17 protein-coding genes and 1 tRNA gene are annotated in these 24,362 nt (G+C 54.0%); 9 read left to right on the forward strand and 9 right to left on the reverse strand.

From position 1 onward, the window contains the following. Window positions 1–47: 47 nt before the first annotated feature. Both MK110_01780 and MK110_01785 read left to right on the forward strand, forming a co-directional pair. Complete coding sequence (locus MK110_01780; GenBank protein MCH2210004.1) at window positions 48–998, forward strand: 3-hydroxyacyl-CoA dehydrogenase NAD-binding domain-containing protein; 951 nt, start codon at window positions 48–50, stop codon at window positions 996–998. After that, complete coding sequence (locus MK110_01785) at window positions 995–1,942, forward strand: hydroxyacid dehydrogenase (GenBank protein ID MCH2210005.1); 948 nt, start codon at window positions 995–997, stop codon at window positions 1,940–1,942. The genes MK110_01780 and MK110_01785 overlap by 4 nt, the downstream gene beginning before the upstream one ends. A 163-nt stretch (window positions 1,943–2,105) precedes the next feature. On the opposite strand, the gene dcm is transcribed toward MK110_01785, so the two are convergent. Continuing rightward, window positions 2,106–3,299 carry a DNA (cytosine-5-)-methyltransferase gene (gene dcm / locus MK110_01790; GenBank protein ID MCH2210006.1) on the reverse strand — a complete coding sequence of 398 codons (1,194 nt, stop codon included), beginning with the start codon at window positions 3,297–3,299 and terminating at the stop codon, window positions 2,106–2,108. Window positions 3,300–3,646: 347 nt separating this feature from the next. Here dcm and MK110_01795 point away from each other — a divergent pair, with 347 nt between their 5' ends. The 4 genes from MK110_01795 to MK110_01810 all read left to right on the forward strand — a co-directional run bounded on the left by MK110_01795 (window position 3,647) and on the right by MK110_01810 (window position 8,904). Beyond that, on the forward strand, window positions 3,647–5,008 hold the full coding sequence (locus MK110_01795) for an aspartate aminotransferase family protein (protein MCH2210007.1): 1,362 nt from the start codon (window positions 3,647–3,649) through the stop codon (window positions 5,006–5,008). Between the two features lie 382 nt (window positions 5,009–5,390). Continuing rightward, window positions 5,391–6,833, forward strand: a complete 1,443-nt coding sequence (locus MK110_01800) for an Nramp family divalent metal transporter (protein MCH2210008.1) — start codon at window positions 5,391–5,393, stop codon at window positions 6,831–6,833. A 14-nt stretch (window positions 6,834–6,847) separates the two neighbouring features. Continuing rightward, entirely contained in the window at window positions 6,848–7,879 is a 1,032-nt protein-coding gene (locus MK110_01805; protein ID MCH2210009.1) for a hypothetical protein, read from the forward strand. Further along, window positions 7,876–8,904, forward strand: coding sequence for a zinc-binding dehydrogenase (locus MK110_01810; protein MCH2210010.1), 1,029 nt, complete (start codon window positions 7,876–7,878; stop codon window positions 8,902–8,904). Before MK110_01805 ends, MK110_01810 begins: the two co-directional genes overlap by 4 nt. 77 nt (window positions 8,905–8,981) lie before the next feature. Here the strand turns inward: MK110_01810 and MK110_01815 are convergent, their stop codons facing one another. Together MK110_01815 and MK110_01820 are read right to left on the reverse strand one after the other, a co-directional pair. Beyond that, window positions 8,982–10,247: a Gfo/Idh/MocA family oxidoreductase gene (locus MK110_01815; protein MCH2210011.1), complete on the reverse strand. Its 1,266-nt coding sequence runs from the start codon at window positions 10,245–10,247 to the stop codon at window positions 8,982–8,984. A gap of 3 nt (window positions 10,248–10,250) precedes the next feature. After that, window positions 10,251–11,612 (reverse strand): hypothetical protein, encoded by a 1,362-nt coding sequence (locus MK110_01820; GenBank protein MCH2210012.1) that lies wholly within the window; start codon window positions 11,610–11,612, stop codon window positions 10,251–10,253. Window positions 11,613–12,717: 1,105 nt separating this feature from the next. Between MK110_01820 and MK110_01825 the strand changes: the two genes are divergently transcribed. After that, entirely contained in the window at window positions 12,718–13,206 is a 489-nt protein-coding gene (locus tag MK110_01825) for a histidine phosphatase family protein (GenBank protein MCH2210013.1), read from the forward strand. Window positions 13,207–13,335: 129 nt separating this feature from the next. On the opposite strand, the gene MK110_01830 is transcribed toward MK110_01825, so the two are convergent. From MK110_01830 to MK110_01850, 5 genes are all read right to left on the reverse strand, one after another. Next, window positions 13,336–13,752 (reverse strand): peptidyl-prolyl cis-trans isomerase, encoded by a 417-nt coding sequence (locus MK110_01830; GenBank protein MCH2210014.1) that lies wholly within the window; start codon window positions 13,750–13,752, stop codon window positions 13,336–13,338. A 554-nt stretch (window positions 13,753–14,306) separates the two neighbouring features. Then, window positions 14,307–15,101, reverse strand: a complete 795-nt coding sequence (locus MK110_01835; GenBank protein MCH2210015.1) for a phytanoyl-CoA dioxygenase family protein — start codon at window positions 15,099–15,101, stop codon at window positions 14,307–14,309. Continuing rightward, complete coding sequence (locus MK110_01840; protein ID MCH2210016.1) at window positions 15,092–16,156, reverse strand: Gfo/Idh/MocA family oxidoreductase; 1,065 nt, start codon at window positions 16,154–16,156, stop codon at window positions 15,092–15,094. The genes MK110_01835 and MK110_01840 overlap by 10 nt, the downstream gene beginning before the upstream one ends. A gap of 250 nt (window positions 16,157–16,406) precedes the next feature. After that, window positions 16,407–16,493 (reverse strand) — tRNA-Ser (locus tag MK110_01845). 403 nt (window positions 16,494–16,896) lie between these two features. After that, entirely contained in the window at window positions 16,897–17,601 is a 705-nt protein-coding gene (locus MK110_01850; protein ID MCH2210017.1) for a PTS sugar transporter subunit IIA, read from the reverse strand. Window positions 17,602–18,732: 1,131 nt separating this feature from the next. Here MK110_01850 and MK110_01855 point away from each other — a divergent pair. Next, window positions 18,733–19,911: a hypothetical protein gene (locus MK110_01855; protein MCH2210018.1), complete on the forward strand. Its 1,179-nt coding sequence runs from the start codon at window positions 18,733–18,735 to the stop codon at window positions 19,909–19,911. On the opposite strand, the gene MK110_01860 is transcribed toward MK110_01855, so the two are convergent. Continuing rightward, entirely contained in the window at window positions 19,908–22,394 is a 2,487-nt protein-coding gene (locus MK110_01860; protein ID MCH2210019.1) for a TolC family protein, read from the reverse strand. The genes MK110_01855 and MK110_01860 overlap by 4 nt on opposite strands. A 522-nt stretch (window positions 22,395–22,916) precedes the next feature. Here MK110_01860 and MK110_01865 point away from each other — a divergent pair. Then, window positions 22,917–24,158, forward strand: a complete 1,242-nt coding sequence (locus tag MK110_01865; GenBank protein ID MCH2210020.1) for a peptidylprolyl isomerase — start codon at window positions 22,917–22,919, stop codon at window positions 24,156–24,158. Window positions 24,159–24,362: the final 204 nt, after the last annotated feature.

Here is a 24,362-nt window from a genome sequence, read left to right on the forward strand (position 1 = left end):
GTGTTGACGTTATATTTCTTCAAACGATGTCCTTAATGGTGCATTCAATGCCGGATATTCGAACAGTAGGTGTTTGTGGTCTGGGACAAATGGGAGCTGCCGTTGCGGTTTCTTTTAAGCGTGCCGGATACCGGGTTCTTGCCTGGAACCATCATCCCGGTCGGCTGGAATCGCTGCAGGAGACAACCACAAAGCTGGACACCTGGATGGATCAGCACGGTGCACCTGCATCCGGGACCGACGGTGTGATCGAAGCCCACGCCGATACCGCCGCTTTGGATAAAGAAGCGGACGTGATTCTGGACTGCATTGCTGAAGACATGGAACTGAAAATTTCGCTGTTTCGGCGTTTTCCGGCGGCCCGGGACCGCGATGCTGTGTTCATTACCACCACCAGTGGTTTGAGTATCACTGATATGGGCAGAAGCAGTGGTTGCGGCCACGTACTGGCCGGAACGCACTTCTGGAACCCGCCGCATTTGATGCCACTGGTGGAAGTGATTCGGGGAGGCGATACTCCGGACTGGGTGATGGACAGCGTTTGTGAACTGGTGACTTCCATCGGCAAGAGACCCGTGCGTGTCAACCGGGATGTGCCGGGGTTTATTGGCAATCGTCTGTTGCATGCTCTGTGGCGCGAAGCCATCAGTCTGGTCGATCGCGAAATTGCCACGCCGGAAGACATTGATCTGGTGGCTCGACTCACCTTCGGTTTAAGACTGCCGGTGATGGGTCCTCTGGAAAACATGGACCTGGTGGGACTGGATCTGATTGAACGCATTCACCAGTACCTGCTGGACGACATCGCAGACAACCATGGACCGTCTGAACTTTTGACTAAAAACGTGCAGGAACAACGTTTGGGAATGAAGACCGGACAGGGATTTTACGACTGGAACGCCCGCAGCGGCGACGAACTGATTGAACGTCGGGATCAACAGATTGTTCGGCAGCTTGAGTATCTCCAGGAAATTGAACAGCAGGAGAAGAAATCATGAAGCCGATTGTGTTTATTCCTGAACCGATTGCTGAGTGCGGTCTGGATCTGCTGAAGTCGGATTATGACTGTGTGGCTCCGTGGCAGAACGGTACGGAAGCCGATCGGAAAGTTCTGTATGACGCCGACGCGGTGATCGTGCGACTGTTTAGTGTCGGTCAGCAGGACTTCGAACAATGTCGGCGGTTGAAGGTGGTGGCCAAGCACGGTGTGGGTGTGGACAACATCGACGTCCAGGCGGCTGCGGAGGCCGGGATTTCGGTTGTCAGTACGCCCAGAGCCAATGCCAATGCGGTGGCGGAACACACCTTGACGTTGATGCTGGCTCTGGCACGAAATATTGCTCCGGCCGGGTCGGCCATTGCGCAGGATCGCTTCAGTGACCGAGGTCAGTATCAGGGAGTGGAACTGGAGGGCAGGACTCTGGGAGTCATCGGTCTGGGGAACGTGGGGCGTCGAGTGGCTCGGATGGCGGCCAATGGACTGGGTATGTCGGTGCTGGCTTACGACCCGTTTTTACCGGAAGGTGCTGAAACCGACCCGGCCGTGCTGGAACCGTCTTTGGAAGCCCTGTTGTCCGCGGCAGATTTCCTGACGCTGCACGTGTCGCTCACTCCGGAAACCAGGCACCTGATCAATGCAGAGTCGCTGCGGCTGATGAAACCTGACTGCCGCATTGTCAACACGTCGCGAGGCGCAGTGATCGACGAGATCGCTTTGGCCAGTGCTTTGTCGCAGGGGCATCCGGGCGGGGCCGCCCTGGATGTGTTTGAGGAAGAGCCCATACCGGCCGACCATCCACTGGTCAGCGCTCCGAACACTCTGCTGACTCCCCATATCGCCTCCTCGACCAAAGAATCCCTCGACCGTATGTCTCTGCAGGCGGCTCAGGGAGTGATCGACGTGCTGAATGGCAAAACACCGCAGTATCCGGTGAATTCATGATTCCATGAATTCCCGGCCGGGATCGTTCATTCTGCAGAGCACACCACAGCAACACTGAAACCGACTGACCTAAATTTGTGTAGTGTCGGCATGTGATGCGGGGCGCGGTCGAGAGTGATTTTGCCGATCAGGTTCAGCACGCTCCGGTACAGCGTCAGGCGTCTTATCCCTGAGCCGGCAGGGTCAGTCGTTGCCACAGCATGACTTTGACGATTTGACGTGCCACTGCTTCGGCAACCGGAGGGACGACCGCGTTTCCATACTGTTTGTAGGCCCGGGTGTCTGACACAACCTGATTGTCGGCGTATTGCGGCGGGAATCCCATCAGCCGTGCGCTTTCCACCGGCATCAGTCGGCGTGGGTTTTTGCGTTTTTGCGGAATCAGGATCTCCGCGCCATCTTTGTAGTACCGGGCACTGAGTGTGCGGCTGATCCCGTTGCGATCTGCCAGGCCAAAGCCGAAACCATTGCCGCGGGCCGCATGCCGCTTTTTGTATTCCTGCAGGTAGTTCCACAGTTGGTCCGACAGTGTGTATTTGTCGGGCACTTTTGTCGAAGGTTCCAGAATGTCGCCAAACCGAGGCCTGGGAATATCGGGCGGGTCCGGAAATTCGAATGGTGGATCCTCACCGTAGATGTCCTTTCGGAATCCCACGATAAAGATTCGTTCCCGATGTTGCGGCACGTAGCTGGCCGCATCGATGGTTTCATCAAAGACACGATACCCCAGTTGATCCAGGCGGTTGCAGATCGTCTGCCAGGTGTCACCCTTGTTATGGGACCGCAGATTTTTCACGTTTTCCAGCAGCAGAATTTCCGGTCGTTTCATCTCGATGATGGTTGCCAGCTGAAAGAACAGGGTTCCCTGTGCTTTGTCTTTGAATCCGTGGTCGCGTCCGAGGCTCTTCTTTTTAGAGACACCGGCGATTGAAAACGGCTGACAGGGAAAACCGGCTGCGAGGACGTGATGTTTCGGGATCTGTGCGCCGGACGCAAAATCCCGAATGTCTTCATCAGGTTCGTCACCAAACCAGGCCTTGTAAGTTTTTCGGGCATACGGATCGATTTCGCAGGAAAACACGCACCTGCCACCCGCCTGTTCCAGACCAATTCTTAACCCGCCGATTCCGGCGAAGAGATCAATGAATCGAAACGGAATCTGTCCATCCTGTGTTGATGTGCTGTCCGGAACAGCAGGTTCGTCAAACAGCGATGGTCCGTTTGACCGCTCCATCGCGTCCTCGATCAACGAAACCACGAACGCTTTCTGTGAAAGTCCGGTTCGTTCCGATGTGTGCCGAACCCATTTGTGAATCGGTTGAGGAACACGGATATTAAGTTGAATCGTTTCTGTCACGGCATCCTCCGTCGAGTGAACCTGCCGGCATGCTAGCAAGTTGACCCGCCGGAGGAAGGCCTGGATGTTGTCTCTGCCGGACGGATGAAAAATCAGCTGAATTCGTAACGTCGGAGTGACTGATGCCATGTTGATCGGTGGCGTTGTTTCGCGGAGTGGCCTGCGGTGGACAGTCGATCTTTGCCGACCTGGATGCAAACAATCGTGTGCGTGTTTCGCCTGCAAAGAGGCGAATCTATACTGTTTGGAATTCCATTGAACAGCACGGGTGCCAATTGCCTGGATGCTGGTCAGAGACTTCGTTCAGTTAACTTCTGTGTTCGTTTGTCCGAATCCGGAAATGCATGATGTCCAAAACGTCGCTGCCTGATGCTGACTCTGACCCGTCGAAGGCTGCTGCACTGCGTGCCCTGGCGGATGAGCACCTGATCCGATACGGCGGTGAGTTTGTTGCTCCGCTGATCGAACGTGCTTTCGGTTGCAGTCTGTATGATTCCGACGGCCGTGAAATTCTTGATTTCACGTCGGGGCAGATGTGTGCGACCCTCGGTCACAATCATCCGGATGTTGTCTCCGCCATCGAACGGAGCTGTCGGCAGTCGATTCATCTGTTCAGCTGGATGCTCTCACCGCCGGTGATTGAACTGTGTCACGCCCTGGCTGAAATGCTGCCACCGACATTGCAGAAAGTGCTGCTGCTGAGTACCGGCGGAGAATCGAATGAAGCCGCGCTGCGGATGGCCAAGTTGTATACAGGTGGTTTCGAAATCGTTGCGCTGACGAATTCGTATCACGGAATGACCAGTGGAGCCGGTTCCAGTACGTATTCGATCGGCCGCAGTGGCTATGGACCGGCGATGCCCGGTGCGATGGCGATTCCTGCTCCGAACTGCTACCGCTGTCCGATTCGGCACTGTGTTGACCAGTGTGATTTGGCCTGTCTGGATGCGGGGTTTGAACTGGTTGATAATCAGTCGGTGGGTGCCCTGGCGGCTGTGATTGCTGAACCGATCATCAGTGCCGGCGGGGTGATTGTGCCTCCTCCAGGCTACTTTCCACGACTGAAAGAACTGTGTGAAGCCCGGGGAATGCTGCTGATCCTTGATGAGGCTCAGACCGGACTGGGACGGGTGGGTGCTCGTTTCGCCTTTGAACAGGATGGAGCTGTTCCCGACATTCTGACACTTTCCAAAACACTTGGCGGCGGTCTTCCGCTGGCGGCGACGGTGACGGGAGCGGAAATTGAAGAATCGTGCTATCAGAAGGGATTCATTCACGTGACGTCTCATGAGTCGGATCCCATGCCGGCCGCTGTCGGACTTGCCGTTCTTGAAGTCATCCTTCGTGATCGACTGATTGAGCAGGCGGCGCAGATGGGTAACTATCTGAAGCGAGGACTTGATGAGTTAATGCAGCGGTACGAATGCATTGGAGACATTCGTGGGCGGGGACTGTTGTGGGGTGTGGAAATTGTCAGGGATCGGTCGACGCGTGAGCCGGATGCAGACTTTGGAGCTATCGTGACGCGGCGCTGTCTGGAACTCGGGCTGAGCATGAACATTGTGACGTTTCCGGGGCTGGCCAGTGTCTGGCGAATGGCTCCTCCCCTAAACGTGGGTACCGCAGAAATTGACAGGGCGCTGACAATCCTGGATCAGGCACTCCACGAGACTCTGCACAACACGGCGGCTGGTTGCAGTCCCGACTAGCTCTCACGCTTTGGGCATGACTCCGTGTTGAGGCGTCTGCTGCGAACACGGCCCGGCCCCGATGGGTTTACTGCAACCTGCTCGTGCCGCGTTATCAGTCATCAGTTATCGGAGCCGGTTTGTATTTGCCCGACCGGAGAGAAGTGTGGACGAACGCGCCTGCTGATTGGCGGTGGCTTTGGAAACTCGATACAACCTAAAATGTCGATGATTGTGCGAGGCATGGAACGGGAACGGAACTGTCTACCAAAAAATTCATGTTTCCGGACTGCCACATGTGTCGGTCTGTTGACGAATGACGAACAAAAGACGTGTTAAACCATAGTGGACGCGGTGCACCGGCGGCGACTGTCGGGATGCACGGCGAGTATGAGGAACCACAGTGACGTCAAAATATCCTGAACTCCCACCCGAAGTTCGTGACCTGTCATTTCGGGGTATGCTCTTGATCTTTGGTCCTGGTGCCATCATTGCTTCGGTTACTATTGGCAGCGGCGAGACTGTATTTCCGTCACGGAGCGGTGCGATCTTTGGCTATTCGCTGCTGTGGTGCTTCGTGTTGGGTACGATTATCAAAGGATTCCAGATCTACAGCGGGGCCCGCTTCATGACGCTGTCGGGACGGCATCCGCTGGAAAGCTGGAGCGAACTGCCGGGGCCCAAAAACTGGTTCGTGTGGTGCATGACTGTGCTTTCTCTGTTTTGTATGCCGCTGTTCCTGGGAGGCGTTCTTCCGAGAATGCTGGCTGACTTTGTTGTTTCGGATCTGGTGGGCGTTTCTGCCGACGATCAGAACTTCAATCTGTATGCGTGTCTATGGGGGACGTTGTTCATTGTGGTTGCCATGGCATTGACGTTTGTTCAAAGCTATGACTTCCTGGAAAAAGCTCAGACCGCCGTTATCGGTCTCTTGCTGCTTTGCATCATCATGGCGGTTGCTTCATCCTCGCCGGATTTGGTCGCCATTTTGAAGGGGATGTTTATTCCCACCGTTCCCCGATTTGAATCGTGGGTCACCGCGCTTCCCGATTTCAAAGATCGTGACCCGTGGATCGAAGCGATTGTGGCGATGGGTGTACTGGGAGGCGGGACACAGGACTACTTCGGATACCTTGGACTGCTGCGTGAAAAGGGTTGGGGACTGATGTCCCGAATCGGCAGTTCCCGTGAGTTAACAGACTGGAACGTTGATTCGTCTGACGACAATGTGACTGTCGGAAAAAAATGGCTTCGCGCTCCACTCATTGATATTTCGATGTCGTTCACTGCGATTCTGTTTTTCACAATTTGTTTTGTGGTTCTTGGAGCCGTGATCCTCAACCCGCAACAGAGAATTCCCAGCGGTACCAATCTTCTGACGGAGCAGGCAGCCTTCCTGGTGCGGGACGGCCAAAGCTCGATCGTTCAGTCCGCACTGGGCCTTCTTTACAAGACGGGTATCTTTTTTGCGTTCTTCGGCACGATTCACGGTGCGTTCGAACTTTACACACGCACGACCCAGGAATGTCTGATCGTGGCCGCTCCCAAATTGCGGCAGGTGCCCCTGAAAAAATTTCGTCTTGTGACGGTGTTCACCATCGGCATTGTGGGACTGATTCTGCTTTGGTGTTCACTGGATCCGGTGAAAATTCTTACGCCTGCTGCTGTTATTTCTGCAACTCTCACGTGCGGCCTGTGGTGTTTTGCCATCATCTGGTCTGACCGGTCTCACCTGCCGCAGCCGCTGCGAATGGGGCGTCCGCTGGTGATCTGTGTGTTCCTGTCCGGAATTGCGTTGACCGTGTTTGGAATCAACGGAATCTCCAAATGGTTGCAGAGCCTGTAAGATCTGGCAGAGTGATGAGTTATTTTCATGACGTGTCGACGCAGTGCGGCACTGAGCTTTGGATCAACAATCCCTCGCTGGCCGACATCAACCTGGGGCTTTCGGCCGGAGCGGTCGGGATTGCGTCCAATCCGCTTTACATTGCTGCTCTGCTGGAGTCGGAGCCCGAATTTGTCGGTGAGACAATTGACGAGGTCATACGGGACACCGGCGGACAGGACGACGAACAGCTGACGATGGCCGTCATACGGAAAGCGGTGTCCCGGCCACTGAAAATGTTCCACCGACTTTTTGAAGAAACCCGCGGTCGACACGGACACGTGGCGATCCAGGGAAACCCTTTTCAAAATGACGACCTGACTGCATTGCTCAACGAGGCGGAAGAGTTTCGAAATCTTGGCGAGAACGTGATTATCAAACTGCCGGCCACTGTGGAGGGTGCTCAGGCACTGGAGGAACTGACGGCTCGCGGCTGGTCCACGATCGGCACGATGAGTTTTTCGGTGGATCAGTACATCCATATGGCCGAAGCGCATCGTCGCGGATTGCAGCGAACAACTCAGCGACCCAGGTGTCTGATCACCATGCTGCCCGGGATGTTTGACGACTACCTTGCGGAGGATGCCGATCGACGCGGTGTCGAAATTTCGAACGAGGTGAGGTGTCAGGCGGGGATTTGTACGGCCCGAGCCGCCTGGAGGATCTGGCGAGAACGAAATTATGAAGCCGGAATTCTTTCCGGAGGTGCCAGTTCAACCACACACTGGACGCAGCTGGTGGGACACGGGATGGCGATGACTCTTTCGGGAAAACTGACCGCCGCGCTGATCGAGCAGTCGCCATCGGTGCAAAAGCGGGTTGATGCCGCCACGTCGCATCCGGTGATTGAAGAACTGCGAGTCAAGTTCCCCGATTTCGTCAACGCGTGTGAACAGGGATCCCTGAAGCCGGAAGAGTTTCGAGATTATGGACCGGTCGTTCGGTTTCAGAACAGTCTGGCCGGTGGCATTCAGGTCATCCTGAACCAGATGCGGACACGGCAATGAAGGCCCTGGTGAAGACTGCGGCCGGTATCGGTCACCTCGAATTGCTGGATCTGCCGGAGCCGATTCCCGCACCCGATCAGTTGAAAGTGCAGGTCAAATTTGGGGCGATCTGCGGGACCGATCTTCATATCTGTGATGACGAATATGTGAATTGTCCGCCGATGGTGCTGGGCCACGAAATGTCGGGCGTGGTCGTTGAAGCGGGTGAGCAGGTGACAAAGTTCCAGGTTGGCGATCGAGTGACCTCGGAAACATTCAGGTACACCTGTGGCCGATGTCGCTTTTGTCGGGACGGACTGATTGGGCTGTGTCCTGATCGACGCAGTATGGGGGTGCATGTCGATGGTGCGTTTGCTGAATACGTCTGTCAAAGAGAAGAAAGTCTGCACCGTCTGCCCGACAATGTCAGCTTTGAAGCCGGTGCAATGTCGGAACCGACTGCGGTTGCCGTCAGGGCCGTGTATGAGCGGGCGACGATCTCGGCCGGTGACGTGGTTCTCATCTCAGGGCCGGGGGTGATTGGCCTGCTGTGTCTGCAGGCCGTCAAAGCACACGAGGCCCGAGTGATTCTGGTTGGGACCGCTGGAGATGAGCAGCGTCTGGCCCTGGGGCGGGAACTGGGAGCAGACCTCATCATCAACACTCAGACCGACTCTCTGGATGCGGTCCTTGAATTCACCGACGGGCTGGGAGCCGATGTTGCTGTGGAGTGCGCTGGTTCAGCGGCATCTTTGGATCAATGTATTACGTTGGTGCGCAAGGCGGCTCAGGTTGTCACCGTGGGTTTACCCGGTCGGCCGGTTTCGGTCGATCTGGACCAGGCGATCATCAAGGAACTGACCATACTTCCGAGTTTTACTTACTCTCATGAGACTTGGCGACGGGCCCTGGAACTGCTGGAAGCGGGTAAGATCAGCACCACTCCGCTGGTCAGCCGGCGGTTTCCGCTGACAGAATGGAAAACGGCGTTTGAAACGGTGCGGTCCAGGCAGGGCCTCAAATGCCTGCTGGAGCCGGTTGGCTGAAACGGCACCGGTTCCAGGATTGACATCAATCACCCCGCACCGATGACCAACCTGCATTTTAGTCGGATGGGCGAACGTCAGGCGGACCGCATGGTCCTCGACTGAGGATCGAATGTCATTTTCCGACCTGTCCAGTAGGATTGAGCACTCAGAATGCAGGCCACCGAATGACCGTAGCCGGCTTCGACGGGGCAGTAAGTTCCTTTGATGTCCTGACGTCGCACGCAGTCCAGCCAGTTTGCCATGTGATGCAGGGTTCCCGGCGCGTCGGAGATTTCGGTTACCTCGGTAATTCGATTCTTCGACTTGACGCCGTCACCGGTGATGCGGAAGTCGTGTTCCACCTGCATCGTCCCGCGTGTGCCCATGACCCGCCATGCGGAACCCGCACCGTTCGACAGACTCACGCTGTACTGTGCGAGGAATTTGCGATCATCCTGTCCGTAGCTGAGGGCTACCTGGATTGTATCCGGGTTTTCGCGGTAATCGTGGAACTGATAGATGCCGCCATGAGCGACAGCACTTTCGGGATACGATTCACCGGTCAGCATGTGAACGGCGTCAATCGAATGGGTCATCCACTGATCGATAATGCCGCTGGAAAAGTCCCGGAACAGCCGAAACGAACGATAAATTCTTGGATCAAAGGGACGGTCGGACTTGCCCATCAGGAAGGCGGACCAGTCCACGTTGTGCTTCTTCAGTGACGCGAGATCCTGTTTGCTTTTTGCCCAGCGATAGGGGCTGTAGGCGTTGGCGATGATGTCGACTTTGACAATGTCGCCGAGCACCCCGGACTGCATCAGTTTCTGTGCCTGGCGGTACTTTGGATAGCTGCGGCGCTGAGTCCCAATCTGGACGACTCGACCGGATTTGTTTACCGCATCCAGCGCGGCATTGGTTTCTTCAAGAACGTTGCCCATCGGTTTTTCGCAATACACATCCTTGCCGGCTTCCACGGCCATCCTGAGCATTTTTGCGTGCTGATGATCTGCTGTACCGATGATCACGGCGTCGATGTTGGGATCATCCAGGATGGTCGCGATGTTTTTGCAGACGCGAGGGTCCGAACCGGAGACCTCTTTTACTTTTTGTTGAGCGACGTCACGGCGTTGATCCCAGATATCGCACACCGCGGTCACCTGAGCTCCGTAGTTCGACCCGTGGTCCATGCATTCGAGCATCAGCTGCGTGCCGCGTCCTCCGGGTCCGATCATTCCGACGCGGATTGTATCGTTGGCACTGAACCGGGATTGTGCGACGGAAATTCCGGCGTGCAGTCCGGCTGCGGTTGCTGCTGTGGTACCGACAAACGCACGACGTGAAATGTCTGAGGTGTTCATGATCTAAAACCCCTGCTGTTCGAAAAACGGAGCCATTAACGAATTGTATGCCCGGCCGCCGTTTTGAAAGTAACCCATCAGAAAATAGGGTACGGAGCCTCTTCGAACCATTTCGTCGGCCCATTGAGCAATAATCATTTGTTGAATGACATTGCCCACGATGCCGGAAGTTGGACAAATGCTTTCCTCACGGCCTGAAATCTGAATCACGCCGCCGGATTCCGGTGAGAAATTATCAAAACCGACGTCGGCAACGTCGATCAGACGTCCTGTCGGTTCCACACCGTCCATGGACCGCGGACCGACCCCAATCACAAAAGCGCCTTCCACCTGTTTTTCCAGGGCCAGTTTCACCTCTTCGCGATAGGCCGGGGAAATCGCGTTGATGAGCATGACATTTTTTTCCAGAGTGGCTTCCCAGGTGTGAGTTTCGTTCGTCCAGTTAACGACCCGGACACCCGAAGCCACGTTGAATTCTGATTGGAATCCGGCGAACTCAATGCTCCGTCCAAACCACCGACCTCCGTCACGAATCCGTCGCGCCATCGTCACGGCTGTCTGACGGATTTGGTCCATGTGGGTTCTGACCCGTTCGATTCGCTCGGTCACGATGCCCAGATATTCGGCACTTTTGTCGACGGCTTTCGCTTCGGGGTTTGCCAGCTTGTTGGCAATTTCCGCACTGAGCATCCAGTGTATGCAGCCGCTGCCGGTGCCACTGGACGGGCAGATAGCGAATTGCGGGATTTCCGGTGCGTGAACAAGTCCCTGGTAATAAGGTACGTGACTGTGAAGTATCTCATTCGACACGTCTTTCAGCAGCAGACCGTCAGGGTTGTTGTGAAGATTGTCGTTGGCCGTGAATCCGGCCGGCCGGAACTCATTGTGGTGGTAGTTGATCGTGACGCAGACCACATACACACCGCGTTCGCGGGCAGCCAGGACATCCTTGTTGCAGTGGTTGGTAAAAACCATGTCGCCTTTTTTCAGCTGAGAAAAATCTCGACCGTGTTCTCTGAGAATTCCAGGGTTGCCTCTGCGATCTTCTTTAAGCTCGTAGTGCGGCAGATGGCCGGAATTCATGGACGTCCATACGCTGCCGCCGTTTTTGATAATGCCTGCGGCGCGTGATGTCAGTTCGCCGATCTGTTCCAGCTCTCCGGACTGACAGCGAACAATCTCCATTGTTCCCTGGTGATACTCTTCCATGAACAGCATCGTGTGGCCAAAAGTGTATTCGTGATCCCACTGGCCTCCCGCACTGTATGGTGTGTGAGCGTTAACGGTTTGTGGTCCGACAGCCGCACATCCTGCAATTCCGGCGGCAGCGGTACGCAATACATCACGTCGAGTCGATTCAGTCATTCCAGTTCTCCGGTTCAGATTCTGTGAATTGATATTTTGCAGGACATGTCTTCCGGATACCCGGTTGAGATGTTTTATTGAGCGTCAGACAACACGCAGCGTTGACGGACACGGATCGGCCTGACTGTCCAGGTTTTCTTCATGCGGTTCGCTGTCACATCAGACGATGAGTGCATTGTAGTCGTTCGGTGGAAGGATCTGCCGATAACAAACAGAGGTCCGATTACCGCCGGGTGACCATATTCGTTTTTTTGTTGATAGTTCATGTCTGAATCGTCAAAAGTAAACAGACTGTTTCCTCGCCCGTTCGGTTGCGGCTGGTCATCGGAATATTGCCGGGCGTTGACCCTTTCGGATACAAGCAAAGTGTTGCCCGCCAGCGGGACCGCCGGAGCTGAAACCGTCGTAAATAGTCCATCCTTTTCAGGGGCGTCGGTAGCAGGATGTTGATCACTGACTTTGCAGACCCATCACTTTCAGAGGCCGCTTGCCCACCCAGGAGCATCGGAAGAGCCAGGCTACTCTTTCCCGGTGATCCTATCTGCAGAATGTTCCGCCGGGTTTGCCCGTCGCAGCATCGATGGCGATGGCCATCAATCGTGAGCATAAAGAACCCTTCCTGTCGAGTCGCGCCACGCAGGACATCGAGCGGGTGACGCAGAAGACCGTACACCGGATTGCACTCGATGTCCAGAAACGCTGTCTGCGACACCACAAATCAACAGACCATCGGAATTGGTCAACAACAATCCCGGTCTTTTCGAAAAACCGGACGTTTTGTGCTGCAGTTGCATCTGTCGCAGAAAACGTCAGGTGTCGCTGGTGCAATGTCCTAAAATCCGATCTGTTTCGTGATTTGACAATTTCCGTTATGACATTGATCTGGCACTGGACCGATGGCACGACACCCAACGTGAAAATTTGATGCGGTTGAATCGTCGGTCTTGGATCCTGAGATTGGACAGCGCACGGTCGCGTTCGATGTTCACATCTGCTTTTCTGTCCACAGCCATTCACAGACAATTTTCAGCAGGGAAGTCGCGATTTCAGGTAGAGGACGGTGAACGGGTCTGAATTCGATAACAGAGTTTTGGGGGGGCAGCACGTGCTTACTTCGAAGACATTGCTGTTGGTTCGTCATGCGAAATCCAGCTGGAAGAATGAGGAGCTGGGCGACATTGATCGTCCGCTCAGCAAACGTGGTTTCAGAGACGGTCCCGATATGGGAAAACGGCTGTCCGTACGGCTGTTGATTCCGGAACTGATTGTTTCCAGCCCGGCGGTGCGAGCCCTGTCGACTGCGGGGGCCATTGGAAAAGAAACCGGCTATACGGATGAGATCATTGTGGAGGACAATCTGTACGGTGCGGCTCCGCAGGAGGTGCTGGATCTCATTTCTGAATTTGATGACTTTCTTCGGGTGGTCATGATTGTTCTGCACAACCCGACCATCACTGAGCTTGCAAACATGTTTTCCGTTAAGTCCATTGAAAATGTGCCCACCTGTGGTGTGCTGGTGATTGAAGTGTCAGCGTGGTCGCGCGTAGCAAAGGCCCGGCTGACAGATTTCGATTATCCAAAGAACCTCGCCTGATTCGGTTCAGAATGCGGTCGTCAGCGAGACGGTTGACAATTATGCCGCCGGAGATTTCCTGAAGTGTCCGCGGCTGGTTCGACCCGGTTGACAGTGCACCTCAGGCCACCTGCGAAATCCCACTTTGCGCTACGGCTGCTTGCGCAGAATGATGTGGTAACCGAACGGTGTCCGCACCGGATCACTGATGGCGCCGATTTCAAGAGCCTGAGTGGCTTCACTGAATGGTCTTGCCATTGTTATAGGAGAAAAAATACCCAGATCGCCGCCGGCCGGTCCGGTTGGACTTTCAGAATACTCTTTTGCCAGCGCAGCAAAGTCTGCGCCGGTCGCCCGGGCTTTTTCAACGACTTCCTTCGCCAGTTCCAGGGCTTCGATTTGTGTTCGGGTTATGTTCGGGGGGCGTCCTGAGCTGTACTTATGCGTGATCAGGATGTGAGCGGCGGCCAGTTCATTTCCTTTGCCCGGATTATCCTCAGCGCATCCGCAGGTGAATGACATGGTAGTCGCACAGACAATCAACAGGAACGAGCGATAGACTCGCATGGAATTGCCTTTTGAACGGATGGATTATGAAAGCAGACCGGGATGTCGCATTGCGATGACAGATCTGCATCAGAGCATAATTACCGCATGGACAAATGTCTTGAGCTGAAGTGAGAGGTTCCAGGCGATTTCATTTTTTTGCGGGAGAAACTCAGGATTAACCAAGTTGAAGGAGCGGTATCTGTCTCCGTCTCGCTCGTATAGAAATCCAGTCGTTATGTCCTGTCGTGTGGCGATATCAGATCAGGCCGGTTCTTGTTCACGAATCAATGTTTCAACTTCCCGTGATGGGCCCTCATCGCAGTTCACCCATTCGATCAGGTTCCGACCTCCGGATTTCGAAATGCGTGGTCGTTGTTCTTTCCGGCAGTGAACATATTCACACGGGTGACCGTTGTTGACCGGGTTGAGGCAGCTGCAGGACCGGCAAACGGCAGACATGACGCAAGTTGATAAAGACTCACAATTCGTGTGTCACAACGCCTGATCCGGAATGGTGCGACCGGACCGATATTTCTGGTATTCTGGCAGGACGTCGAATGGATGTCGGTCGGTCATTTGCCCTGCGTCTTCAGACAATTGTCGTCGAGCGGCAGCAGTGCTGAAAAATCACGATTGTTGTGATACCAGGCACGGTCGGTGCCGGTGCACGCATTATCCACTGCATTGTAAATCAGATACATAATTGCGCGTTGCCACGGGGAGACATTGTTTGCTGAACCGTGCACGACATTGCAATGGATAAAAGCCACAGATCCGGCGGGGCCGACCAAGGCCTCAATCCCGTGGTCTGCGGCCAGCGATTTCAATGTGACCTGATCGATGTGATGCAGCGCGTACTCTTTTCCCGCTGTGTCGGGGTGCGGTTCCGAATCAAGCAGACCGTGGCGCTGAGAGCCAGGTACGATCAGCAGAGGTGATCTGGCCACACTGCAGTCGTCGATGAAAATCGCCGTCATGATACACATTGGCTGAGGCATGCCGTCGATTTTATTCCACGGCGGATAGTCCTGGTGCCAGTCCCATGAAGCGCCTCCTGCAAAACCATGCTTGGGGTTCAGCCGACTCTGATGCAGATAGACATCTTCACCCAGGAGTTGACGCACCGGGTTTAACAGGCACGGCAGTCGCATTAGACGTCGGAAAGCGTCGCTGTACGTGTGAGCCCCAAAGGCCAGCCTGACGGCCGTCGGATCGTCCGTCTCACAGACGATTTCCGGTCCCCGGCGATCCAGAATGGCGGGCATGGCTTTCTGCAGCGCAGTGACCTCGTCAGTATCCAGCAACTCGGGGAAAAACAAATAACCCTGCTGGTCGAATTGTGAAATCTGACTTTCGTTCAGCTGCATGGTGAGATTGCCTCAACGTCCACGGGAATCCGGTCCCGGATTGACTTCTGCACGGCCAGCGTGACCGCCAGCGATCGAGTGCCCTCACGCGCGTCAACCATCGATCGTTCGTCCTGTCTGACGACTCGACAAAAATGCTGAAGCTGAAGCTGAAGCGGGTCGGCGCAAACCACCTGCCGCTGCGACATTTTCATCGGATGCTGCCAGTCGGTTTGAGTATTGTCGGCATACTGCCACAACTCCATTTTGGGAAATGCCAGCGACGCCGATGTTCCGAGAAAACGGTAACAATTCCGGTCCGCGTGAAAGTAGTGCGGGTTCTCTCCCGTTGTGGTTTCCCAGGACCAGGGTGAGGAAACCGTGTCAGATGCAAAAATGGAACCCAGTGCGCCGCTTTCAAATGAAATTGCGATGCTGAGCGAGTCTTCGACGTCTAGTTTCCGCACGGCTGATCCCGCAAAAGCACACACCTGACGGATTTCTCCGCAGACAAAACGCAGAGTGTCAAATTCATGAATGAGGTTTATGAAATTTGGTCCGCCACCTGGACTTCTGCACCGCCAGTCAACGTCGAAGTATTCAGTCGGCTTCATGAGTGCCCACAACATTGATACGCCAACCAGCCCTCCCAGAGTTCCACTGCGGATGATGTCTCGCGTTTCCCGAATAAGAGGATTATGGCGTCGATGATGGCCGACAAGCACTCTGATTCCGGTGTCATCTGAGGCATGCTGGATACGGCGCGCTGCGGAAAGTGTATCGGCGATCGGTTTTTCGATCAGAACATGGACTCCATGCTGCGCGCATGTCTCCGCAATCTCAGCATGCCATTGATTTGGCGTGGCAATGACGGCGCCGTTCGGTCTTTCACGATCAATCAACTCTTCAATGTGCCGGTAAAACGGAACGTCAAGCTGTTTTGCAATTTTGCTGCGACTCGAATCGGTATCACAGAGTCCGAGGAGCTCACAGCCGTCATGGGCTTTGATGAGTTCTGCGTGTCGTTTGCCAATCCAGCCGAGACCAGAGACGACTAATCCGACGGACTTCAGCATCGTGGTTCTTATTGAGAAAAAGGTGGGTTGTCAGTTCCGTGAACCGTAAGGCTCACCCCGGGCTGACGGGCAATCCAATCCTTTCATCCGTACCGGGCAGGCGTGGTTGCCAATGCAGCCGCTCTGACCCACGTCGACGCGACCCTGACAGAGATCGTTTTGGCCACCAGCGAATTTTTTTTTCGGTGGTTCCCTGGTCGGACACCTGCCTCTGAGTCACAAGTGTGTGACTCAGAGGCATTCCGTTAAGCGGAGAGGGGGGGATTCGAACCCCCGGTCCGGTTACCCGAACACAGCATTTCCAGTGCTGCACAATCGGCCACTCTGCCACCTCTCCGTATGCAAAAATTTTCAGCTGTTCCTTGCGTGTCCTGTCGTTAACGACCTGCAAAATCCACAACAGATGTGTATCCCCGGACAGACCGCTGAAGTCGTTCCGGCAAGTCCAGGAAACAATACTCTGAATTTTGTCTGACGTCCCGCCGGAATCGCCGTTCATACTGCAAAAATTTGTTGATTGTTACTGAGGAGTACTGAATCAGCATTCAGTTGTGTTAACCGGGTGATTCTGAGGTGCTACATCCCTTGTCCTTCATCGAGTGGTGTACTGCCAACCCGGTTGATCCGTAGGTCGAGTGTTGTGTTCACCGATGTGCGGGAACGATTTCGTTGCTGTCGTTCACGTCAAAGAACGGAGACTGCCTGGTTTCAGAATTCCGGTTTACTGTCTTAAAGAAGCCTTATCCGTCGATGATTGTGTCGGCTTCGCATATGAGCGTGTGTGCGGCGATACTGGTATCCGCTGCGCGCAGGTTGGGCACAAATTCGGGTAACTGCATCAGTCTGCCTATCCGGGCCAGGATCTGCAGATGAGTTTGAGAATCCCTGGCAAGGACCAGAAAGAACATGTCGGACAGCGCTCGTCCGGGAGCTCCAAATGGAATTCCGGACGACGTTCGTCCGAAGGCAACCACTGAATCACTCAGAGCATCGGGAAGCGGATTGCGTGGATGTGGAATCGCGACACCGTTTTCGAATCCGGTCGACATGACTGCTTCTCGCTGTTTGACGGCTTCCAGCACGGCTGTCGGTTCCAGTATCTGCCAGGTACGGCCGGCAACCTCTACAAGTGACTGCAGTGTGGATGGTTTTGTGCCGGCGTCGAGCGGTACCTGGACCGTTTCGGGGTGGATCAGTTGGGAAATCGGTGAACGTGGATCAAGTTCGGCAGACTGCTGCGTTTGTTCCATTCGAGCCAGGGCCTGGTCATCCAGACTCGGAATTTCGGTTTCCAGCCACTGGGTGATCTCCATACGATTGAAACGCCATTCTCCTGCCACACGACGGCCAGGGATATGCCCCCGACTGGCCATACGTTCAACGACTCGTCGCTCCCGCCCGAGTTGAGTCATCAATTCTTCGATGTTCATAGAATCGTAGGACATGCACGCCGTTTCGATCGACTCAGGGAGACAATGCAAGTGGACAGGTTCTGGCTGAAAATCGTCCGTAATCTGATGGACTCACTGTCCATCCTTAAGAATTTACCGTCCCAACGTGTCGCAACGTAACGGTTTGTTGTGGAATTACGGATCCACCTCGCGAATCCCGTCGTATGATTCGATAATCAATTGGTGGAAACTCAGAACAGGAAATGACGACGATCATTTGAGCCATTCAGGTCCTGGTTACCCTCTGGAATGTTTCCGTGGACTGAGCCACTGCCTTTGCGGGAGTGGAGTGGTCAGCCTTCCTGTCGTAGACCTACTGATTGTCGGTGTGAAAACTGAGCCGTTCAGCGTTAGACAAGTTCTGTGAAGCAAAGGCGTCGACGATTGTTGTCGGCGGTCTCTATGGAAATACGGTAAGTCATGTGATATTTTGAGGTTGTAGCCAACTCTGCCGTGGCATTATGGTTTAAAATTGTCGAAGTTTGCGGGCAGTGATGTTGCTCTATGATTGCTCGATCACTCTTGAATATGGTTGAAAATGTAAAATTGGCCAATTTGGGAAGCATGGGGATTGTGTGATTTTTTTGTAATTAAAATGGTGGTTCAGTGTTCAATTTTGGGGTTAAGGGTCACTTTAGAACCTATTCTTGAATGTCGAACTTCGAGATCTGCCGTTGTTCCAGGATACGAATCGCTTATGGTTCGCAATATCCACCCTGCTCTTTCTTCCCTCCGACTTTCTTTCCTTTGAGTGCTGTCCGTTACTCACATCCAATCCCACGGAGTGACGGGCTCATTACTGCTTTTGTGCGTATCTACTGTATCGCGATGAATCTTTTTCATAACTCGCAGCTTCTGTATCGCAATCCCGTCCTCTTGTTAATTGGTTTGGTGGTTTGGCTCGGTTTGCCGGACTGGCGATCGATTCAGGATTGTTCATTTCCTCTGCCGGTTGGGTTGCGTCCGTGTGGAATGGCTGGATTGTCATCGGAGGTGCATGCGGAGGATTCTTTGGAACCGTTGCCGTTACTTCCGGCAACCCGGTCTGCGTCCGTCCCGACAGATGATCATGTTGATGAATCACCCACGTCTGATGCCTCAAAGACACCATCGACAGATTATTTGATGAGAGAACGATTTATCGCCAGGCTGTCCGTGGTGAATTCACGAATCACGTTGGTTCAGGCGGAAACATCGAAAATACGTCATAAAGTTGAGTCACAGCGGCAAATTGAGTTGGCCGAATTGAAACTCCAAATGGCTGAACGCAATCGCGATCGGTATTCGGAAGGTGAATCTCAGCGCAAGCGGGAGTCACTGCAGAATCAGGTTCAGTTGGCTGAGGAACAGCACAGGCAACTCTCAGAGCGTTTGGCGTGGTCCGAAAAACTGGCCAATGGAGGTTTAATCAGTCAGGCAACGGTGGAAATCGATGCTTCAGCGGTTAAGGGCAGTCAGTCAGAACGGAAGGCTGCGAAAGACCGACTCAAGGTATTCGAAACCATTGACCTCGAACGAAATCGAACTCAGCTGGAAACCAATGTGTTAACAGCTCAGGCTGAACTTGAGCTGTTGCAACAGAACGCCTCCAGCAGACGTCAGGAGCTTCACAGCAATTATCTTGCAGCCCGGCAGGATCTGGAGATCGTTAAAAGTCGGCAAGAGGAGTTGAATGATGCTCTGGCAGCTGAACCAAAACCTGCGGTTGCTGATGCCGTTGAGTTGTCCGGGCAGGCCAGGGAGGTTGAATTGGCCCGAGCGTCGATGCTTCGTGCGGAACAGGAATTAACGACCATGAAAAAGCACGTGAACGCTGTTTCCCGAAACGGTGAACGCCTGCACAAAGTCAAATCGCTTCAGCTGAAAGCATTTCGTCAGGGACAACATTCAGGAACCCTTCATGAACTTTCCAGCAAGATCCGGGTCATTTCCGAAGGACTTGCTGCCGATGAGCAACAGCTTGCCTGGTCGCGTCGTGTCATTCGCAAAGGATATATTACTCCCGCAGAACTGCGTAGCGCAGAATTGGCGGTTAACAAACGCAAAGCTGAGCTCAAGAACGTCCGTCAGCAAAAGCAGATCCTTTCGGAACACACCCTGGAACGAGATGAGTTTGAATTGAGCACGAAGCTGCAGCATGCAGCGAACGAACTGGACCGACAGGAACAAATGTCGACTGCCCAAATTCAGGAACTCAAAGTCGTGGCCAGTGCCAAGCGAAGGGCCTGGGAAATTCGACGAGCAAGATTCGTGAGCCTTGGTGGTCAAACCGGTGATGTTGTTGCCGAAGCGGGAGGTCGTTAGTTCGACTGCGGCAGCGTCGCCTCGATCTCGCTGGATTCTTCATTGTTGGGGTTAATGATTGAGCCCGGGCTGACTATAGCCGGACTCTCATCGTCCTGTGAACTGGATGAATTGACGTCTTCAGTCCAGTATCCATCTTCTCTGATGACCATTGTTCCGGTGTCTCTGAAGAACCTGAGTCGAGCGCTTTCATATTTGACCCAGGATTCAATCAACTCGTTTTGAGCGAGGATGATGTTGTCCAGTGCACGGGAAATATTGATGCCTTGGCTGCCAGGACTGCCTTGCGTGCCTGGGCGTTCGCCAAATTCTACTGCCTGATCCAGTTCGCGAGCGGCCGTTCTCAACGCACGTTGGTTGATTTTAAATGTCCGTTCCTCTGCTTTCGCTCTGCGAAGGAAACTGCGTACATCCAGCTTGACCTGATCTTCACTGGCCATGTAATTGCGACGTGCACGCTGATAGGAGATCTGGGCGGCTCTGAAATTGTTTCTGGCTGCAACACGGTCCAGCGGCGTGACCACTTCGATACCTGCCCGAAAACTACTGTCGTCTGCTTGAAAATTCGCTGGATTGTTGTTGAGGAGCAATTCAGGTGTATTGATTTCACCTTCCGCGACCACGTTCAGTGTGGCCTCTAATCGATCAGCTGCGATTTCCAGCGCTCTCCGTGAGTCCATGACGAATCCGCGACGATTCATCAAATCGTTACGTTCCTGTAAAGCCAGTTGAATTGCTTCTTCCGGTGTGTAATTGATTGATTCCAGCGTGATGAGGTCGGTCCGGACTCCAATCTGAATTCCAATCAGTTCCCGCGTTGTTCGGAGCAGATCTCGTCGAATTCGACGCATCTCTGCGAGAAACGCTGACTGCTCTTCTGTGGTCAATCCGAAGACGTCCTGAGTTTTCTGTTCTCCCAGTTCAATTGCTGCCGCAAGCGTCAGCAGTCGCGACTCAATTTCTTCCAGTTGGCTGGACGTAAGTTTGTTTTCCTCAGCGCGATCGCGTACTTGACTGTTTGAGAGATCGATCTCCGGAGGCTGATTAGTTTTTCTCGCCTGGAAAAATTCTGTTCTGGCCCCGGCCAGACGCTCTGTAAGTTCGTCGTAGAATTCAGTGAACTGATGTAGCGACTGTTGCCACTGCTCAGGATCGGGTGTCAATTGAACATCGGTAATCTGTTTTTCCAGATTCAATAGATCCTGATTGAGAAACTGGAACGGTTCCAGCAGCGTGTCATCTATCTGGACTTCAACATCAGGTGGAAGGCCCAGCTGAACCTTGAAATTATCGAGTTGTGTCAGGTAGGCACGCTCAAACTTAATTTTTCGACGTTTTGCCGTCACCAGGCTACTCTTGAGTTGTGTTACGTCGAGGGCTGTTGCCCGACCGGCTTCCGCCAGTTTCTCCAGGTCACTAATCAGGCTTTCGAGACTTTGAACATTGGTACCCTGATTGCGAAGACTCTGGAGATAGTAAAGTATCCAGTAAAATCCAACAGTCGGGCTTCGGGCTCCACGGATCAGAAATGCGAGTTCTCCTCCGCCAGCAGTACCTGGCAACGGGATGGCCTGTTCTCCGGTCAGAACTGTGACGTAAAAGTCCTTGCGGAATCGGGCAAAGGTGCGGATGCCGTACACAACGTTCCGCTCCGCCTGGGTCAGTTGCTCAAGGGCGATGTTACGCCCGGCACCGATCATCAGCGGTTGCACAATCGAATAAGCCAGTGTTGTCGCTGTACGAGCCTGATTCGGGCCGCCGGAAAACAGCCACAACGTACTGTTGGCGAGTTCGGCGACAATTTGTCCGCCAGCCGGCAGTAGTTTGCTGAGACCGGCCGTGGTCGGGCCAAGACGCAGATTACCGGCATCGTCGGGTTGATGTTCATAGGTCAATGCCGTACCGGGCTCCACACCGTCCAGATTGAGTGGCCGCACGTCAAAACGGTAGCGGTTCAGTGTCAGGGACAGAGCCCGAAGATACATGTCTTCCAGTTGCTCCTGGTATTCCCGGCTATGAATCAGCCCAAGTTCGATCGCCTCCTGAAAGCCCAGTTTTTCAATCTTTGGAAGAGAAAACGTAGGAGCCTGGAATGGATCACCGTCGAGGTAGGTCGGCCACATTGGGTTTTCGACGTGGACCAGATCGCCCGTTTCGTGCCAGCCTTTCCAGCCACGCATTCCGTAAACGGAATGCATATAAGGATGGACTGCCGGATCGTCCGGCGGCAGAGGGGGTGAGTCTGGATCGTATGGATCGTAGAAGCGACTGCGTTCGTCGGGCGTAATATTGACGCGCGGAGGTGTCCAGCGCGGATCGTCCATTTTTTCCGCAAGAATCTCGTATGAAAGTCGATCTGCGGCGAGACGGTATTTCTTACGTGTACAACCGGATCCGCACAGTGTCAGCAGCAGGAGAAGCGTGAACTGAAGCCTGATGTAATGTGATAACCGACTGCTGACGGATCCCATGAGATGCTGCACCACAGGCGCAAAGGTTATAAACGACGCCCTCCGATGAATATTCGGATTTTTCCGATCCGATCGTTAAGGCAATTTTGACGGGCTGGCGCCAATTGTCACAGGTAGAGTCTTTCGGTGTTCCAGTGGCCAGATGGCAAACGTATGCAGGAGAGCGACCCGAGGAGTCGTGGCCCGCGGCAAAGTGGCTGTGTCCGGCCCGTGAGAAGACACTATCCTAACCGCGGCCGACAGCAGGTAACGGGTTCAAAAGAACACGACGAAGTGCCGATAAAAAGACAGGACCGGCTGACGACAGGAAAGCCTCGGCATGACTACCGAATGAGGCCGGTCATCGGCAGAAATTGCCGCAAAAAACACAGGTTTTTCTTTGCTGCTGCTGCTCAGACCGGTCTTGATCCGGTTTGATCACGATCGATAGGATTCGGCTGTTTCCGAGTCGGTCCCGGATACTTGATTGGTGTGATGCGAATGTCCGCCGCGAAAATTTTTTCCAACTTTTTACGCTGTATGGACACATCAGTCGTGTCAACACAAACCGACAGGTTTCTCACTCAAGGTCACAGTGGTGCTGCAGATGCGGAGCATCAGCAGCATGTTGCGTCTGGTACGACCGGACGACTGGTGATCGTTTGCCTGCTGGTGATCGTGACAGGCTGTCAGGGTAAGGGACTGGTTACAGAGAATCCTGTCTTTTCAGATTTGCCGCCGCGGCGTTCGCTGGTCAACAATGCGACCACCGAACTCTCATCTGACAAAGGTGACACACTGAGTGTGACGCAGGTTGCGGTCCGCGATGCGGAACCGCTTCAGGGCAATACTGTCGTTGCTGATATCAATGGACGTCCGTTGTTCGTTGACGATCTGATTGGCAGTATTCGGCTAACGCTCGAAGCCGACGACCGTTACACCGATCGACAGCGCCGTCAGTTCATGCTGCAGGAGTTGCAGCGAGGACTGGACCAGAGAATTGATGAAGAGATTGCTGTGCAGGCTTTAGAAGCCAAGGTCCCCGAGGAACAGCGAGAGGCAATGAAGGAGCACCTTGGCACAGCCTTTGAACAGTTTCTGGAAGCTCGCAGGACCGAGCTGATCCGTGAAGGAAAGATTTCATCCGGTGACGAACTTGATCAGTTTCTTGCTCAGGGTGGTATGTCGGTGGGGCAGCTGAGAGAAACGTTTTTCCGTATCCAAATGGTGAATGGGTACATTAAATCACTGACAGAGGCGACGGAGGGGCATTCACCCGACCGTCTCGAACTACTCGAATACTACCGCACGAACATCGATCAGTTTACACCGAATGAACGAGTGCGATGGCAGGAAATTCGTGTGAGTGTCAGCGCCCACGGCGGTCGGGAGCAGGCACGGCAGCGCATGATGCAAGTCCTCAATGCGATCAAGTCCGGAGAAAGTGAGTTCGCTGAACTGGCTCACATGTATTCGGATGCCTTTAGTGCCGAACAAAACGGCAATCGCGGTTGGTTGAATCGCGATTCCCTGCGGGACAAGAAGCTGGAAGAAATGCTGTTTAATCTCAAGAGTGGTGAGATGACTCGCGTTATGGAAGACGACAGATTCTTTTCGATCTACAGAGTTGCTCGACACGAATACGCCACGCCACGGCCGTTTTCCGTTGTCCAGTCCGAAATTGACGAGGCGATCAGGCGGGAACGGGCGACTGCTGCTAAGCAGACAATCATCGCAGACATGCGAGCTGAGGCCAGCGTTCGCACAATTTTCGATGACCATACAGAACTCCGGTAGGTTCAACCTGGATTGGTGTTTGGCTTTCTGGACCTGTCTGTTTCGGCGATGTTTGCGTTACTGGCCACGGTCGAACCGCCCGGTGAGACCCGCCGCGGACACGGGCCGGTGTCATTTGATTCGTCAGGGCAGATTACAGTGATCTCTGCCTGACCGGTGCAGTTGCTGATGGATCGCACGACGGCACCGGAAAGCCGGTCGGTC

The organism is Fuerstiella sp. (assembly GCA_022447225.1).
Lineage (GTDB): Bacteria > Planctomycetota > Planctomycetia > Planctomycetales > Planctomycetaceae > S139-18.

Bases quoted from the DNA above. Each gene is read 5' to 3' on its own strand.
- MK110_01805 (MCH2210009.1), top strand. From the start codon at position 6,848: ATGAGTTATTTTCATGACGTGTCGACGCAGTGCGGCACTGAGCTTTGG.
- MK110_01780 (MCH2210004.1), top strand. From the start codon at position 48: ATGCCGGATATTCGAACAGTAGGTGTTTGTGGTCTGGGACAAATGGGA.
- MK110_01785 (MCH2210005.1), top strand. From the start codon at position 995: ATGAAGCCGATTGTGTTTATTCCTGAACCGATTGCTGAGTGCGGTCTG.
- MK110_01840 (MCH2210016.1), bottom strand. From the start codon at position 16,156: ATGCTGAAGTCCGTCGGATTAGTCGTCTCTGGTCTCGGCTGGATTGGC.
- MK110_01835 (MCH2210015.1), bottom strand. From the start codon at position 15,101: ATGCAGCTGAACGAAAGTCAGATTTCACAATTCGACCAGCAGGGTTAT.
- MK110_01795 (MCH2210007.1), top strand. From the start codon at position 3,647: ATGTCCAAAACGTCGCTGCCTGATGCTGACTCTGACCCGTCGAAGGCT.
- MK110_01820 (MCH2210012.1), bottom strand. From the start codon at position 11,612: ATGACTGAATCGACTCGACGTGATGTATTGCGTACCGCTGCCGCCGGA.
- MK110_01815 (MCH2210011.1), bottom strand. From the start codon at position 10,247: ATGAACACCTCAGACATTTCACGTCGTGCGTTTGTCGGTACCACAGCA.
- MK110_01830 (MCH2210014.1), bottom strand. From the start codon at position 13,752: ATGCGAGTCTATCGCTCGTTCCTGTTGATTGTCTGTGCGACTACCATG.
- MK110_01855 (MCH2210018.1), top strand. From the start codon at position 18,733: ATGAGAGAACGATTTATCGCCAGGCTGTCCGTGGTGAATTCACGAATC.
- MK110_01810 (MCH2210010.1), top strand. From the start codon at position 7,876: ATGAAGGCCCTGGTGAAGACTGCGGCCGGTATCGGTCACCTCGAATTG.
- MK110_01850 (MCH2210017.1), bottom strand. From the start codon at position 17,601: ATGTCCTACGATTCTATGAACATCGAAGAATTGATGACTCAACTCGGG.